Below are 15,802 nucleotides of genomic sequence, written 5' to 3'. Positions count from 1 at the left end.
AGACCGTGGGCGCCGTTGCGAGCAATACAAGCGTTTCATGCCACAGCGTCCCGTCCGTGGCAAGGCGACAAAAATGTTTCCATGGCTCCTTCCCGGCAGCGGAAGAAAGCGCACAGGCACGTTCCCAAAGGCTGGCTGGGCCGCGCGGATCAGATTCTTTGCGCCGGAGGCGCGTCCTCGGCGTCCTCGGCCAACGGCAGGGTCACGAAGATGGCCGTGCCGTGCTCCGGGGAGCTTTCGAAATCCACGTGCCCGCCCATGACCTCGGCCATGAGCCGCGCGGAATAGGCTCCAAGGCCTGTGCCGCCCTTGCGGTTCGCGGTGGCGTACTTCTGCATGAAGCGCGGCAGCACCTCGGCCGGAACTTCCCCGGCGTTGCGGATTGAGATCACGGCCCCAGCGGCCGTGGCCGCAAGCATGACCGTCACCTCGCCTCCCCTTGGGCTGGCTTCCACGGCGTTCTTGACCAGGTTGGAGAGCATGGAGGCGGCCAGAAGCGTCTCGCCGCGCACCTCGAAGCGCTCGCCGGATTCGGGCGGGCGGGCATCGCCGTCTTTTCCGGCGATACGCACGGAAAGCCCCACGTCCCGGGACATGGCCTGGGCCCGCGCCTCCCAGAGCACGCGGTCGAGCACGGCGAGCACGTCCACGCGCTCGGGCCTGAAGTCGTAGCTGCCCTGCTCCATCTTGTAGAGATCCAGGGAGAGATTGATCATCTCAAGCATCCGGAACCCCGCCTCGCGGATACGCTCCAGATCCTCGGCCTGCCCGGGCGTGAGCGGCCCCTCCTCGGCGATGATGACCGGGTAGGAAATGATCGCGCCGAGCGGCCCCTTGAGATCGTGCCGGGCCATGCGCTCCACGTCCTGTCGCAACTCCTCGTCGCGCTTTCGCTCGGTGACGTCGTCGATCACCCAGATCACGCCTCGGGAGATATCGGCCGGGTCCAGGGCCTTGCCCCATACCTGGCACCACACGGGCGTACCGTCCTTGCGACACAGTTCGTGCACGCCCTGATGCTGTCCGCCCGTGGCCACGCTCTCGGCCAGCATGGCCCTAAAACCCCTGAAACGCTCCTCGTCGAGATGCAGACGCGAGACGTCCATGCCTTCCATCTCCTCGGGCGCGTACCCGAAGATGGCCGCGAGGCGGGCGTTGGCGCGGCGGATGCGCGGTCCATCACCAACCAGCATGACGCCCACCTGGCTGTTCTCGAAAATGGTGCTCAGCTCGTCCAATGCCTCGCGAAGCTGCGTCTGGGCGCGCGTCAGGGCGGTTATGTCGTGACACACGGCCTGAATCTGACCGCTCGTCTCGTCCACGGGCGTAAGCCCGATGTCCAGCCGCACCACGTCGCCTCCGGGCCGGGCCATGTCGCAGCGAAAACGCGCCCGGCCGCCGCCGCGCATGCGATCGATGACCTCGTTAATGCGGATGCAGGCCGTGGGAGAGAAGAGGTCGGTGAACTTGCGGCCCTTGATCTCCCTGCCGTTTCGGGCCGTAAGCAGATGCGCGGTGGCATTGGCGTCGATGACCGAACCGGCGTCGTCAAGCACGAAGACCGCCTCCACCGATGCCTCGAACAGGGCACGGTAGCGGGCCTCGCTGGCGCGTAACGCGTCCTCGGCGCGCCGCCTGGCGTCGATGTCCATGATCACGCCCTCCTGATGGAGGACATGGCCTTCCTCGTCACGTACCAGGATTTTGTCCGACCGCACCCACACGGGCGTGCCGTCCTTCTTCTTCCAGAGCATCTCGCGCGAGACGGGTCCGGAAGCCGCCAGCGTCTCGCGGACGTGCCCGGCCCGTTCGGCGGGATCGAAGTACACGTCGCGGGCCATGTCCGTGACCGCAGCCAGGAGTTCGGCGGCCGATGCGTAGCCCAGAATGCCCGCCAAGCCTTCGCTTGCGCACAAAAGCTTGCCGTCCAGGGTGCTTCGGAACAGGCCGAAGAGGGAGGAACCGAGCACGGCGGGCCAGGACGCGCTGCAACACTCTACGCAGACGAGGGGCGAACGCACTTGGTTCACGCACTCGCGGCCGCAGGACGGTGTGTCCGTGTCAGGGCCTCGTTCGGCCCCGCTCATGGGATCGTCGCCTTTCATGAGTATAGTCGATACCCCAAGAATATGGGTTGTGCAGCTATTTTTCGCGCCCTTTCGAGACATCGTTCAGGGACCAGTCCCAATCGGTGTAGCGGATGCGCACGCCGCCCTGGCGCGATTCGATCCGGCCGCGCAGTTCATCGTCGGCGTATCTGAGGACGAAGGCCAGCTTCTCCGCGTCGTTTCCCCAGTCCCCGCCGAACCAGTCGAAGACTTTGACGAGACGTAGCGTTCCGTTTTCGAGCCTATTGAAGGCAGGGTCGTTTATGTTCGCCCGCGTCAGTTCGTCCAGTGTCGTCTCCAGATCCTCCGGTTCGAAGGGCCGCGCGTGCAGCCGGGGACAGCCCATGGAAGCGCAGTTCACCGCAAAGTGCACGCGCGGATCACGAAAACGCGGACGCAGGATCTCATGCTCGACGTGGTCGAGGTGCACCAATTCGCCGTCGAGTTCCACGAATCTGATCCGCCAGGGATTGGTGAAGAATCCGCCGATGTCCTTGATGGAGGAAATGCCTGGATAATGCTTGAGGATGAGCTTGAGCGTCCAGGCGTTGTAGACGTTGAGGTAATGGGCGTAGGCCTGCATCTCGGTGAGCTTGTCGGTCTTCACCGCGGCCAGGATGGCGAGATAGGCGTCCAGTTTGTCCTCGTCCGCCTTCAGACCGGCATAATCGACCAATCCATCGACCACGTGACGCGCGAGAAGCTCCGCGTAGAGACTGTTGTCCACCCGGGCGTGCGCGCCGCCCGCGAGGACGCACACGAGCGCCGCTCCGAGCAGGATCTGCATGATGCGTCGCATGGAATTCTCCTTTTCCGTCGTCGAGGAGCCCGGCGCTGTTTTTTCGACAGCAGCATCCGTACCATAGCACCAAGCAGGGCGAATTGCAGCCTCTGCCGCGCGATATGCGTCTTTTTCGGGCGAGTCGCGCCAACTCCGCGCGGGGACGACGGAGACGACGCGCAATTTTCCCCTGACGGATTGATGCCGCCGTGATAGGGTCAGCCACCAGAACTGAAAAACAAGCGTGCCCATGCCGTCAAGTGTCGGGCCGCGACCGGAGCGCAACATGGCTGGACACGACTACGACATCGGCATCATCGGCGGCGGCGCGGCCGGGTTGACCGTGGCCGCCGGAGCGGCGCAACTCGGCGCGAAGACCCTGCTCGTCGAGAAGGATCCCGCCCTGGGCGGGGACTGCCTGCATTACGGCTGCGTCCCGAGCAAGACGCTCATCCACACGGCCAGAGTCCATCACCAGACGCGCCATCTCTCCAGATACGGCCTGACCGACGTTGACGTGCCGCCCGTGGACTTCGCCAGGGTCGCGGCACGCATCCGCGAGGTCATCGCGACGATCCAGAAGCACGACTCGCCCGAGCGCTTCCGCTCCCTCGGCGCATGTGTGGAATTCGGCGCGCCGGAATTCGTGAACGAACACACGGTGCGCTTGAACGGCAAAGCTGTCTCGGCCCGCGCCTGGGTCGTGGCCACGGGCTCATCGCCCGCCATACCGCCCATCGAGGGCCTGGCCCAGACCCCGTACCTGACCAACAAAGATATCTTCTCCCTCGAACGCCTGCCCGGTTCGATGCTCATCCTTGGTGCGGGCCCCATCGCCATCGAGATGGCCCAGGCCTTCTCGCGCCTGGGCTGCAAGGTCGGCGTGGTGCAGCGCTCGAACCGAATACTGAGCCGCGAGGACGAGGACATGGCAGCGCTGGTGCAGCAGGCCCTGGAGGCCGAGGGTGTGGTCTTTCACCTCGGCTGCGAGGTCAGGCGGGTGCGCGAGGCGGGCGGACAGCGCGAGGTCGTGACGGCCTTCACGGACGGCCGCGAGACCGTGCTGCGTGCCGAGGCACTGCTCGTGGCCATGGGCCGCGAGCCCAATATCCACGGCCTGGGCCTGGACAACGCCGGGATCGCGGCCGGCCAAAAGGGCATATACGTGGACGCACACATGCGCACCAACCAGAAGCATATCTACGCGGCCGGAGACGTGACCGGCCGCTATCTGTTCACCCACGCGGCGGGCTACGAGGGCGGCATCGTGGTCGCGAACGCCATCGTGCGCTGGCCACGCAAGGCCGACTACACTTTTTTCCCTTGGTGCACCTACTGTTCGCCCGAGCTTGCCAGCATCGGCCACAACGAGACGAGCGCGCGCAAGGCGGGCATCGCATACGAAACCTGGACAGAGGAGTTCGCGGCCAACGACCGGGCCGTGTGCGAAGGCGAGACCACGGGCAGGATCAAGTTGTTGCTCGGTGCCCGGGGCAAACCCATCGGAGTGCAAATACTGGGCTCGCGGGCGGGCGATCTGCTCGGCGAATGGGCGGGGGTGCTTGCGGGCGGGGTCGGCATGTCCAGGCTTGCCGGAGCGGTGCATCCCTACCCCACGCTGGCGGAGATCAACAAGCGGGTCGCAGGCGGAGCCCTCGGCGCGAAACTTTTCTCGAACTTCACGCGCAAGACCCTGGCCCTGTTCTTCAACTACCGGGGCAAGGCCTGCGGAGCGACGCGCGAGAGGCGCTAATGTCTACGCTCGGCGAGCGGCCCGGACAAATTCTTCAAACAGCCGTGCCTGACTGCGATGGAGAGGGAGGTACTCCGGGTGCCACTGCACACCGAGCACGAGCCGCTTGCCATTTACCTCGACAGCCTGGACCACGCCGCTTGGCTCCATGGCCACTATGCGTACGTCCTCGCCGGGACGGTCGATGGCCTGATCGTGCAGCGCGTTGACGCGACACGTTTCGCACCCCAAAATACGCACGAGCCGGGAATCCTTCTCCACACGTATTTTTTTGCGCGGCAAAAGACTCCTGATATTGGGCGATTCGCCATAGAACCCAGCGAGATGCTGGTGCAGGCTGCCTCCGAGCACGACGTTGATCAACTGCGCGCCACGACATATCCCGAGTACCGGTAGGTCGCGCGCGAGCGCCTCGCGCAGCAAACCCAGTTCCAGTTCGTCGCGTTTCGCATTCAGGCCTGGATTGCGCGTGGTCAACACCCGTCGGATGAGAAAAAGTAACGGAAAGGTCACCATGGCCGCCAGACGCCGGACGACGCCAGTTTCTCCCACGGCCATTTCCTCGGGCGACGGCAGGGGATCTGCGCCGTACAGTGCCGGGGCCACATCCGCACCGCCGCCCAGAATCAAGCCATCCAACCCTTCGATGCCGCTCGGCCGTGAAGGAGTGATGCGGCGGCAGGCTCCTCCAGCCCGCCAGATCGCCAGACACGTGAACCACCAAGCCGCAAGTCCTCCTCGATCGGGGCCGGTGACGCCCAGCATTGGCCGCTTTGCGCTCATTTCCCGAACCACGCTCCAAGCGACTCAATCCACTCTTCCACCATGCCCGCCAGAATCTCGCCGGGCCGGTCCAGATAAGCCTTGGCGTATTCTGCAAGGCGTTCTTTGTCGTCGGCCAGCTTCTCAATCATGAGCCAGTCGCTCCACGGCAGACTCAGGCTCCAGCCTGGCTCGTCGATCTGGCAGTTTGGCAAGCGGTAATGGAAGGCTGGCCGCGCCTTGACGAGATGGGTTTCCACGGGAGCGGACATGACTTGATCGTAATCAAGGTGGGCAAAGAGCGGCAGCATGTCCAGCGGACGATTCCGGGTCGGGTTGTGCCTCAAGTAGTCGCCAATGAGTGTTTTCAATTCCGGGCCGTAGCCCTCGGCCAGAATGAGCCGGGCGTATGATCCGGGAAAAGGGCGGACGAATGGCGAGAGCTTGCGGGCGATGTCCACGGTGCCGCGTTCCACGAGACGGTCATGGAGCAGCACATACGCCTTGAGTATGTCGCGCAGAGCCTCCGCGTCCAGTCGTGCTGCTTCCACATTGAACTGTGCGCCGAACGCGTAGACCAGTGCGGCGCGTGTACCCTTGGCCCCGGCCCGGTACAACTCCAGACGCAACTCGTCCATCTGTTCCAGCTCAGACAACGGAATGGGCGGGGCTACAATCTCGTGCGGCACCACGCTTCCGGCAAGCCTGGCCAAAAGATCATCCAGCCGCGCCTTGTCCGCGGCATCCTCCATGGTGATGCCCAGTTTGTCGAGATAGGGACGGTACTCATGGCTCTTCAAGATATCCGCGTCGAGTTCTACCTGAAATGAACCGTGCCGCGTCTCCTCGATGCGGATCACGAACGCGCCTTTCTCCGCTATGCGACCGCCAAACACCTTGAGGACAGCCGCCGCCAAATCGGCGAGAGGCAGTCCGGCCATCTCCATCTCCACCCCCACTCGCCGCTCGCGCCCTTCGGGAGTTTTGGTCTCCTCGGGCATTGGAAATCGTATCGCTGCCATGCGTCTTGATCCTCTCCTTCCGCGCGCCTCCATGCAAGGTGGGGAACGCGGGCCAAAGTATGCTAGGCTGATATGTAGCATATCCTCGCGGCAAGGCAAAAATCCCGTCGCGCCAGAGAAGGAGGACGTCATGAACCGGGAAAACGCTTCCCACCGCAAGGTGGTCGTCGTCGGCACTGGGCTGGTGGGCATGTCCTATGCTTATGCACTGGGCATCAAGGGATTGGTGCGCGAAATCGGACTGGTCAATCGCACCTTGGACAAAGCGCAAGGGGAAGCGTTGGACCTGAACCACTGTCAGCCTTTTGTAAACCCTGTCTCCGTGAACGCCGGAGGATTCGAGATGTGCCGCGACGCGCAAATCGTGGTCATCGCCGCAGGCGTGAATCAGGAGCAGGGACAGACGCGGCTCGACCTCATCGAAAAGAACGCCGCGATAATCAAGGAGACTGTTCCCAGGATTCTGGAGTACAACCCCGAGCCTATCCTGCTCGTGGTCAGTAATCCCGTGGACATCCTGACCCACGTGGCGATCAAGGTCTCGGGCCTGCCGCCGGGACGGGTCATCGGATCTGGCACGGTTCTGGACACGATGCGCTTTCGCTCCCTTCTTTCGGAGGTCTACGAAGTGGACGCACGCAACGTGCACGGCTACGTCGTCGGCGAACACGGCGACAGTGAGGTCCTGGTCTGGAGTCGGGTAAACATCGCTGGCATTCCTCTCCTTGAATACTGCGCGGCCTGCGGCAAATCCATCGCGGCCCGAAAGAAGAGCATTGAGGATGACGTTCGCAACGCCGCCTACCATGTCATCCAGAAAAAGCAGGCCACCTATTACGCCATCGGGCTGGCCATGGTCCGCATCACCGAGGGCGTGCTCATGAACCAGCACAGCGTGCTTACCGTGGGAACGCTCATGCGGGGAGAATATGGGCTTTCCAACGTCTGCCTCTCGCTCCCGTGCGTGGTGGGATCGAACGGCATCGAGCGTGTGCTTGCAAGTCCCTTCGCCGACGATGAGGAGCACGCACTCCTCGATTCGGCCTCGGTATTGCGAGAGGGACTGTCGTCCATAGGATACTGAGGCGGCAAGCCCGCGAATAGCGCAAAACAAAACGCCCGGCTGTTTCCACCTGACGACGTTTCCTGCTATCGTGCCGGAAACCATCGGGAGCGGACATGGACGGATTTCAGGAGTGGTACACGCATACGGCCCTGATCATCGCCCGGATCATCGAATCCATCGGCATCGTCGTCCTGGTTCTGGGCGTGGGCTCCACGTTCGTCAGGTATCTGCGGGACAGGTTCCTCGCGGGCGGGCAGCGACAGGAGAGCTACCGCAGCGCCCTGGGCAAGGATATCCTGCTCGGCCTCGAATTCCTCGTGGCGGCGGATATCATCGGTACCGTAGCCGTACACCCGAGTTACCAGTCCCTGGGCGTGCTCGGCCTTCTGGTCCTCATCCGGACCTTCCTCAGCTTCGCCCTGGAGATCGAGATCGAGGGCCATTTCCCCTGGAAGAAGACCGAGCACGAGATCAGACGGCTTCAGGCCGAGAACGCGAGACTCGCACAACAGGCGGCCGCGCGCGAAACCGCATGACCGCATATTGTCATGCGGGCCAGAGCACCGGCAAAAGCCCTACGCACACCACAAACGCCACGATGGTCACGGGAATGCCGACCCGCAGATAGTCTGTGAAACGATAGCCGCCCGGCCCCATGACCAGCAGATGCGCCGGGTGCGACAAGGGACTCGCGTAGCTGGCCGAGGCCGCCATGGCCACCGTCATCATCAAGAGGTGCGGCGAGATGGACAGGTCCGCCGCCGTGGTCAAGGCCACCGGAGACATGAGAACCACAAGCGCGGCTGTGGGAACGACCTGGGTGCACAGCACCGTGATCAGGAAGAGCGCGGCCACCACCCAGCGCGGCCCCATGTCGCCCACCAGGGCGATCAGCGCCTGCGCCCCCATCTGTGCGGCCCCAGTCTGCTCGATGGCGATGCCAAGCGGCAGCATGCCCGCGATGAGAAACACGACCCGCCACTCGATGGCCCGGTAGGCCTCGTCCATGCTCAGGCATCCGGCCAGCACCATGAGCGCCGCGCCGGTGAGGGCGGCGATGGAGATGGGCACGAGCCCAAGTATGGCGCTAACGAGGACCGCAAGCATTATGGCTGCGGCCGCCGGGGCCTTTTCCATGCGCGGGGCCTGGATCGCGGACTGGTCGAGCACCAGGAAGTCCGGATCGCGCGCCAAGGCCGCAATACTCTTTCGCGGGCCGTAGACGAGCATGGCATCGCCAAATTGCAGCGCCAGGTCCTGAAGCCCGGTCCGTCGCGCACGGCCACCCCGCCACAGGGCCAGCACATTCAAGCCGTAATGCTCGCGGAAGCGAAGCTCGGCCAGATTTCGCCCCGTAAGCGTGGTTCTGGGCGAGAGCAGCACCTCCGTGACCGAGACCTGCTGCGACTCCAACTCGGCCAGAAGGGTCGGCGAGGTCTCCGTGATTTCAAGGTCCTGAAGGCTCTGCAAGACCTCCAGATCGCTTTTCGCGCCGTGCAGAACGAGCGTGTCGCCAGCCCGGACGATCTCCTCGGGCGAAGGCATACACTGTGGCTCCCCGTCGCGGACGATGCCCACTACGGTCAGGCCGAAGGCGTTGCCCAGGCGGCTCTCGGTCAGGTCGTGGTCCACCAGGACCGACCCTTGGGGAACGTGCACGGACATGAAGGCGCTGCCGGACGGATCGCCGGGCACCTGTCCCGCATCCAGCATTTCGACATCTTGCACGATACCGAGCTTGCCGACCTCCTCGAGCGCGTCACGCGTCCCGAGAAGCACGAGGGCATCCCCGGCCGCGAGCGGCCGGTGCAGCATGTCCTGTCCGCCCTCGCCTCCTTCGGCCCGCAGGGACAGCACGTGCACGCGGTGCTCACGCCGAAGCGAGCTTTGCGCAAGCGATTTCCCCACAAGCGGCGAGTCCTCACCCACGACGCCCCGGGCGATCTGAAGGCACCCCGCCACAAGCCCGCCGGTCAGATTGGAAGGATCGGCGCGCAGGTGCCTGCTGCCGTGAAAACGCCTGAGGTGCTCGATCGGTCCGTGCACGATGAGGACGTCGCCTGCCTGGATGCGCTCCGAAGGGTCCGGGGCGAGACGCATCTCTCCTCTCCTGCGCAGGGCCAGAACCGTGAGGTGCAACGCCGAACCAAGCCGCGTCTCGCGCAGGGTGCGGCCCGCCAGGGGCGAGCCGGGCCTGATGGCCAGCGAAAAGACGTGCGTGTCGAGTTGATAGGTCGTCTCGGTGGCGCTGCTCCCGCCTTCTTGCGTCTGCAGGCTTCGCCTGGGCAGGAGATGCCGCCCGACGAGCGCCATAAAGAGGATACCTGCGAGCACGATGGCCCCGGTGATGGGCGTGAAGTCGAAAATGGCGAACGGAGCCAGACCGGCGTTTCGCAGCGCGTCCGTGACCAGCATGTTCGGCGGGGTCGAGATGCCGGTGAACGGACCGCCGAGCAGGCAACCGAGCGCCATGGGCAGAAGCAGGCGTGATGGGGGCCTGCCGCTGCGCCGCGCAAGATCCATGGCCGCCGGGAGCAGGATGACCGCCACAGTGATGGTGTTGATGAGCGCGGATAAAAGACTGGCTACGAGCATGAGCATGGCTACCAGCAGCCATTCGCTGCTGTGGGCGAAGCGTTGCAGTGGCTGGCCGATTCGGTAGGCGATGCCCGTGCGCGACAACCCGGCGGAGAGGATGAACATGGCCCAGACCGTGACCACGGCCGGGCTGCTGAACCCGGCCAGCGCGTCACTCGCGCCCACGAGCCCGGTCAGCGTCAGCGCCGCCAACACAAGAAGTCCCACGAGGTCCACGGCGAGCCAACCGCCGATGAACAGGACAAGGGCGACGAGGATGATGGAAAAGAGAAGTATCAGTTCAAACACCGCGCATTGTCTCCTGCCCGACGCCGGAAAGCGACGCCGCGCTCGTTTGGCGCATGCGTTGCGACGCGGCGGCCATCCCGGTTGACGTGCTTTGGGGGATGGCCGCCAGATTGCGCGGCGCGGTGTCCGTCGTCAATACAAAAAGCGCATGGGACCGCCATGGCTTCCAGCGGATTCCGATCGACTGCGTTTGCCCGCCGCATGTGCCGCGTGCATCGGGCAGACGGCCCTTCAGCCTCGCGTATGATGTCCGCAAAATCCGCAAAACCGGCTTTTGCAAAAGCCCGCTGAGCAGAAAACCGGCTTTCGGCTTGCTTACGCCGTCAACTGCGGCGGAGCCGGGCTTCGCCCGGCTCACGTGCGCATGTTATCGTTGAGCGATGTATTGATCCTCTTCGCGGACGCGACACTAGTCCTCCCTTCGGACGTTTCTGCTCATAACGGCCTGAATCTTCTTTTCCAGATCCTCGAATCTGAAGGGTTTGGAGATGTATTCATTCACGCCCGAGGCGAGAATCCGTTCCCTGTCTCCTTCCATGGCCTTGGCCGTGAGCGCGATGATCGGGATGTCGCGGTGCGCGGAAAGGGCCGAGGACGTCCTGATTTTGCGCGTGATGTCGAGGCCGGAGGCGCTGCCGTCGAGGTTCACGTCCATGAGGATGATATCCGGGTCGAACTTCCTGAGGATGGCCAGGGCCTCGTCCTGATTCCTGGCGGTGAGGCACTCGTGCCGCTCTTTTTCCAGAAGCTTGCAGGTCAGGGTTTGGCTCACCCTGTCGTCCTCGACCAGTAGTACCTTGAGCCGCCTGAGGGAACGCTCCTTGCCGCCCTCGTTCTCGTCATCCGGCTCTTTCTCGATACCGGGAACACCGACCAAGACCGAGAAACTCACAGTGGTGCCCTTGCCTTCCTCGCTCTCGATGGAAAGATCGCCGTCCATCAGACCGACCAGCCTTTTGGCGATGGTAAGCCCAAGCCCCGTGCCCTGGTGCGCCCGCTGGTACGAAACGCTGGCCTGCACGAAAGGCTCGTAGACATCGGCGAGCTTGCCCTCCGGGATGCCGATGCCCGTGTCCGTGACCGTGAAGAATATCCGCCGCTTGCCGGGAAGGCCGGGTTCCTCGGCTACCCGCGTCTCGAGCGTCACCGTGCCCTTGTTGGTGAACTTGATCGCATTGCCCAGGATGTTGAGCAGCACCTGGCTTATTCGCGCGGAATCGCCCACGAAATGGCGCTCGCCACCTTTCTCGCCCTTGACATTGAGGGTCAGGCCCTTCTCGCGCACCGCGTATTCGAAGTTCTTCAGGGCCAGATCGACCACGCTGTCGAAGTCGAAGAGTTGCTCAGCGATGACGAACTTGCCCGCCTCGATCTTGGAGAGATCGAGTATCTCGTTGATCAGGCTCAAAAGCCGCCGCCCGGAGCCGGTGGATGCGTCCACATACTCCTTTTGCTCCTCGTTGAGGCTTGTCATGGAAAGCAGTTGGAGCATGCCGAGCATGCCGTGCAGCGGAGTCCTGATCTCGTGGCTCATGTTGGCCAGGAACTCACTCTTGATACGGTTCGCGTTGGCCATCATCTCCATGGCTTGGCGCATCTTGCCCGAAGCTTCCTTGGCCTCGGTGATGTCGAAGCAGTAGCCTATGAATCCCGCGAACTTGCCGTCGAGATCGTCGTAGGGCGTGCCCACGTCGTGAATCCAGCGGTATACCCCGTCGTGTCTGCGCAGCCGGTAATCCATGCGGAACGGCTTGCGCTGTCTGAACGCTCGCTTGTAGACATTGAGACAGCGCGCCACATCCTGCGGGTGTACTCCCTTGGTCCAACCCTCGCCCTGCTCGTCCTCCAGGCTTTTGCCGGTGTAAGCCAGCCAAGTGGCGTTGAACCAGTTGCACATGCCGTCCAAGCCCGAACGCCAGATGAGGGCCGGGGACTTGTTGAGGATGCTCAGGTGGAATTCGGACGCGCGCTTGAGCTGTTCCTCGGCCAACTTGCGGGCCGTGATGTCCAGGCTCACGCCGCTCCAGCGCGTGACGCCGCCCGAAGCCAGGCTCGGCGTGCAGCGGGTGTGCAGCCAGCGCACGCCGCCTCCGGGAACAACGATGCGATGCTCCGCGTCGAGGGTTTCGAGCTTCTCCCTGGATTCGCGGACCTTGATCCTGAGCATGTCCACGTCGTCGTGGTGGATGAGTCGCAGCAGAACCCTGGCGTCCTTGAGAATCTGCGCGGGATCGACACCGAAAATCGATCGCGCGCCCTCGTTGACGAAGGAGAAGGTCTCCTCCCCGCTCTTGTCGGAGACGAACTGAAAGACGGCTCCCGGCACGCTCGCCGCCATCTCACGCATGGCCTCGGACTGGCGGCGCTCGGCTTCCATCTCCTTGACCCTGGTGATGTCCGTGAAGGTCAGCACCACGCCGTCCTGGTGGTTGTCCGCCGTCAGGAAGGGCAGAATGCGCTTGAGCAGCCATTTGCCGTCCTTGGTGCGAACTTCTTTTTCCAGCGGCTCGCCGTCGGCGAGAACCTTCTTCAAATCCTCGATCATCTGGGCTTGGCCGTCGAGGCGGTAGGCGATGTGGTCCACGGGCCGCCCGATGTCCTGGGGCAGAAGCTTGAAGGTCAGGCTGATGGCCGGGTTGTAGCGCCTGATCTGCAAATCGCGATCGAGGAACAAGGTGCCGATGTCCGAGCTGCGCAGGAGGTTGTCGTAGTCTTCGTTGAGTTGTGAAAGCTCCTTGTTCTTCTTCTCGAATTCGGCGTTGACCGTGTAGAGTTCCTCGTTGACCGAGTGCAACTCCTCGTTTGTGCTTTGCAGTTCCTCGTTGGCGGCCAGCATCTCCTCGTTGGTGGCTTGCAGCTCCTCGTTGGTGGTCTGCAATTCTTCGATCGTGGCTTGCAGATTCTCTCGCGTGCTCTGCAACTCGACCTCGAGTTCGCCCATACGCTGGCGCGTTGCGTCGTCGATCTGAAAATCCTCGTCGGGAAGGGGTTTCTCGACTCGTTTGGCGCGCTTGGCGGCGGGCCCCTGGTCGAGAAAGGAGACGTGGAAGTGATTGCTCCGGGTGCGTTCATCGGGCAGCGCCTCGACCTCGACGTCGATCTTGCGCTTCTCCTTCCCCTGCCCCACGGTCACGCCCTTGAAGATCACCTTGTCCTTGCGTGTTCCGGCCCGTTGCACCGCCGTGCCGAGGGCGAGTCTCAGGTCGCCCTCGACCATGTCCAGCACGTCGCGGACCGCGCGGCCTTCGAGGCGGGTCAGATAGCGTCCTCCGTCGCCGAAGATGTGCAGCACTTCGCGTCGTTCGTTGAGCAAAAGCCCCGAGGGCAGGTGCTTGCGCAAGAGTTGGTCGTAATCCTGGAGGATACGGCGGTCCAGCCCAGCAGCCGTCGCCAGCGGAGGCGGCGCGGGCCGTTCGCGCTCTTGGTGCGAGAGTTTGAAATCCAAGGCCAGCTTCACGTCGCGCAGCTTGCGGAATATCTTGCATTTGCTGTCCAGGGGCTCGAACTCCTCCACAAGGCCGCCAGGGCTCTCGCTGGAACCAAGGAATACGAGTCCGCCCACGCGCAGGGCGAAATGAAACATGGCCAGGGCCTTGTCTTGGGCGGCCGGATGCAGATAAATCAGCAGGTTGCGGCAGGTCACCAGGTCCATCTTGGTGAACGGCGGATCGCTGATGATATTGTGCTGGGCGAAAACGATGTGCGAGCGCAAATCCTGGTTCACGCGCATGTGGGTGGGGCTTTCTTCCTTGAAGAAACGCGCCAGCCGGGCCGGAGAGACGGAGGACAACCTGGTTTTCTCATAGATGCCCAGCGAGGCCGTATCCAGGGACTCCTTGTGGGCGTCCGTGGCGAAGACGCTGATTTTGCCGTGAAACCCCGAGCGCTCCGCGCCCTCCACGAGCAGCATGGCCACGGAATACGCCTCCTCGCCCGTGGCGCAGCCCGCGATCCAGGCGCGAACCTCGTCTTGCCCTGCGGCCCCGACGAAGATTTCGGGAACAGCCTTGCGCTCCAGGGCCTCGAAGGCGGGCTGGTCCCGAAAGAAGCTGGTCACGCCGATGAGCAGATCCTTGTACAGCGAATTCAGCTCGTCCGCGTTCGCCGAGAGAAAGGCTAAGTAGTCGGTCAGCGAGTTGATCTGGCGAATGGACATGCGTCGCGCGAGTCTGCGGCCCACGGTCGTGGGCTTGTAGTCGGCGAAATCGATGCCATACTGCCGCTTCAGGAGCTTGAAGACGGCCGTGGTCCCGTCGTCGTCCTGGATGTGGCGCAGCGAATCGTCCTCGCCCGCGTGGCGTACCGACATGGGGTTGGAGATGTACTTGACGATCATGTCCGGCATGGCTTCCGGAGGCAGCACGAGGTCCACCGCGCCCGAAGCGATGGCGCTGCGCGGCATGCCGTCGAACTTGGCCGACTCGGGAGACTGGACGACGACCAGGCCGCCCGCCTCGTTGACATCGCGAATGCCGCGCGAGCCGTCCGATCCTGTTCCCGACAGCACCACGGCGATGGCGCGCTCGCCCGCGTCCTTGGCCAGGGAGCGGAAAAAGACGTCGATGGGCAGGTCGAGGTGGCCGTCGGCCTTGCGGTCTTCAAGGATCAGCCGGCCGTCCTGCACGGTCATGCTTTTCTTGGGCGGAATCAGGTAGACCGAATCCGGCTGCAGTTCCATGCCGCTTTCCACGCGGTGGATGGACATGGACGTGTGACGGGCAAGCAATTCGTCCATCAGGCTCTTGAAATCGGGAGAGAGGTGCTGGATCACCACGAAAGCCAAGCCGGAGTCCGGCTGCATGCGATGGAAAAAGGTCTGCAGCGCCTCCAGGCCGCCGGCCGAAGCGCCCAGGGCCACAATATGGAAGCCTGCCGACCCGGGCTCTTCGCGCCCCGGCCCGGCAGGCTCCGCCGTGACCTTTTCCGCCACCCCCGAATCGGGCAAGACCTTGTCCCCCCCCGCTCTACTGCCGGAAGCAGCCTTGCCTTCCGGTCTCATCCCACCTTTTTTGCGTTGCGCCATACCCGCCTCCGTCATTCCCCTTCGCATTGCTGCCGCGAAACGCCCTTCCGAACGCTTCACACGACAATAAGTCATTATAAACCACAATAGTAACCGATTGTAAAGAACGATCAGCGGGAAGCGCCGCCTCGCGGGCACGCCCGAACCTTTTCATTGCTCAAACTCCCCTGCGGGTCGCGCTGGCAGGACCGCGTTTTGACTGGACATGCGCCGCCAAGAACGATACCCCTTCTGCGGCCACGGTCCGCGCCTTTCGCCGCTCGCACCCGCTCCGCCCAGGGGCCATCGTCCCGGACGCTCGGGCGATCTCTTTCCGGCCCGGATTCTGGCATGCTCTGAAGTCACGCCCGTGGACCCGCTTCAGGGGCCATCGGCTCTTTTTTTCACGACCGCCGCGGCAA

General features: G+C 63.5%; 10 protein-coding genes. 3 read left to right on the top strand and 7 right to left on the bottom strand.

Annotated elements, in window-relative coordinates:
* Positions 1–149 precede the first annotated feature (149 nt).
* Together DSAT_RS09480 and DSAT_RS09475 are read right to left on the bottom strand one after the other, a co-directional pair.
* Positions 150–2,087, bottom strand: coding sequence for a sensor histidine kinase (locus tag DSAT_RS09480; RefSeq protein WP_020887283.1), 1,938 nt, complete (start codon positions 2,085–2,087; stop codon positions 150–152).
* Positions 2,088–2,142: 55 nt separating this feature from the next.
* Positions 2,143–2,907 (bottom strand): DUF547 domain-containing protein, encoded by a 765-nt coding sequence (locus tag DSAT_RS09475; protein ID WP_020887282.1) that lies wholly within the window; start codon positions 2,905–2,907, stop codon positions 2,143–2,145.
* A gap of 268 nt (positions 2,908–3,175) precedes the next feature.
* On the opposite strand from DSAT_RS09475, the gene DSAT_RS09470 reads away from it, so the two are divergent.
* Positions 3,176–4,642 carry a dihydrolipoyl dehydrogenase family protein gene (locus tag DSAT_RS09470; RefSeq protein ID WP_020887281.1) on the top strand — a complete coding sequence of 489 codons (1,467 nt, stop codon included), beginning with the start codon at positions 3,176–3,178 and terminating at the stop codon, positions 4,640–4,642.
* Between the two features lie 3 nt (positions 4,643–4,645).
* Here the strand turns inward: DSAT_RS09470 and DSAT_RS09465 are convergent, their stop codons facing one another.
* Both DSAT_RS09465 and DSAT_RS09460 read right to left on the bottom strand, forming a co-directional pair.
* Positions 4,646–5,407, bottom strand: a complete 762-nt coding sequence (locus tag DSAT_RS09465; RefSeq protein WP_040371038.1) for a gamma-glutamyl-gamma-aminobutyrate hydrolase family protein — start codon at positions 5,405–5,407, stop codon at positions 4,646–4,648.
* 14 nt (positions 5,408–5,421) lie between these two features.
* Entirely contained in the window at positions 5,422–6,426 is a 1,005-nt protein-coding gene (locus tag DSAT_RS09460) for an amidoligase family protein (RefSeq protein ID WP_020887279.1), read from the bottom strand.
* Positions 6,427–6,556: 130 nt separating this feature from the next.
* On the opposite strand from DSAT_RS09460, the gene DSAT_RS09455 reads away from it, so the two are divergent.
* Positions 6,557–7,510, top strand: coding sequence for an L-lactate dehydrogenase (locus tag DSAT_RS09455; RefSeq protein ID WP_020887278.1), 954 nt, complete (start codon positions 6,557–6,559; stop codon positions 7,508–7,510).
* 95 nt (positions 7,511–7,605) lie between these two features.
* Positions 7,606–8,028 carry a DUF1622 domain-containing protein gene (locus DSAT_RS09450; protein WP_020887277.1) on the top strand — a complete coding sequence of 141 codons (423 nt, stop codon included), beginning with the start codon at positions 7,606–7,608 and terminating at the stop codon, positions 8,026–8,028.
* A 10-nt stretch (positions 8,029–8,038) separates the two neighbouring features.
* Here DSAT_RS09450 and DSAT_RS09445 read toward each other — a convergent pair whose 3' ends face one another.
* The 3 genes from DSAT_RS09445 to DSAT_RS09440 are packed head-to-tail and all read right to left on the bottom strand — an operon-like array spanning position 8,039 to position 15,323.
* Positions 8,039–10,378: an SLC13 family permease gene (locus DSAT_RS09445; protein ID WP_020887276.1), complete on the bottom strand. Its 2,340-nt coding sequence runs from the start codon at positions 10,376–10,378 to the stop codon at positions 8,039–8,041.
* Positions 10,371–10,736 (bottom strand): hypothetical protein, encoded by a 366-nt coding sequence (locus DSAT_RS15420; protein WP_152490277.1) that lies wholly within the window; start codon positions 10,734–10,736, stop codon positions 10,371–10,373. The genes DSAT_RS09445 and DSAT_RS15420 overlap by 8 nt, the downstream gene beginning before the upstream one ends.
* Positions 10,737–10,787: 51 nt before the next feature.
* A complete protein-coding gene (locus DSAT_RS09440) occupies positions 10,788–15,323 on the bottom strand; it encodes a chemotaxis protein CheB (protein WP_161656102.1) in 4,536 nt (1,511 codons plus the stop codon).
* Positions 15,324–15,802 lie beyond the last annotated feature (479 nt).

This window comes from Alkalidesulfovibrio alkalitolerans DSM 16529 (genome assembly GCF_000422245.1).
Taxonomy (GTDB): Bacteria; Desulfobacterota; Desulfovibrionia; order Desulfovibrionales; family Desulfovibrionaceae; genus Alkalidesulfovibrio; species Alkalidesulfovibrio alkalitolerans.
The sequence above is the reverse complement of the archived record's forward strand: the minus strand, read 5'-3'. Positions and strand labels throughout refer to the sequence as shown.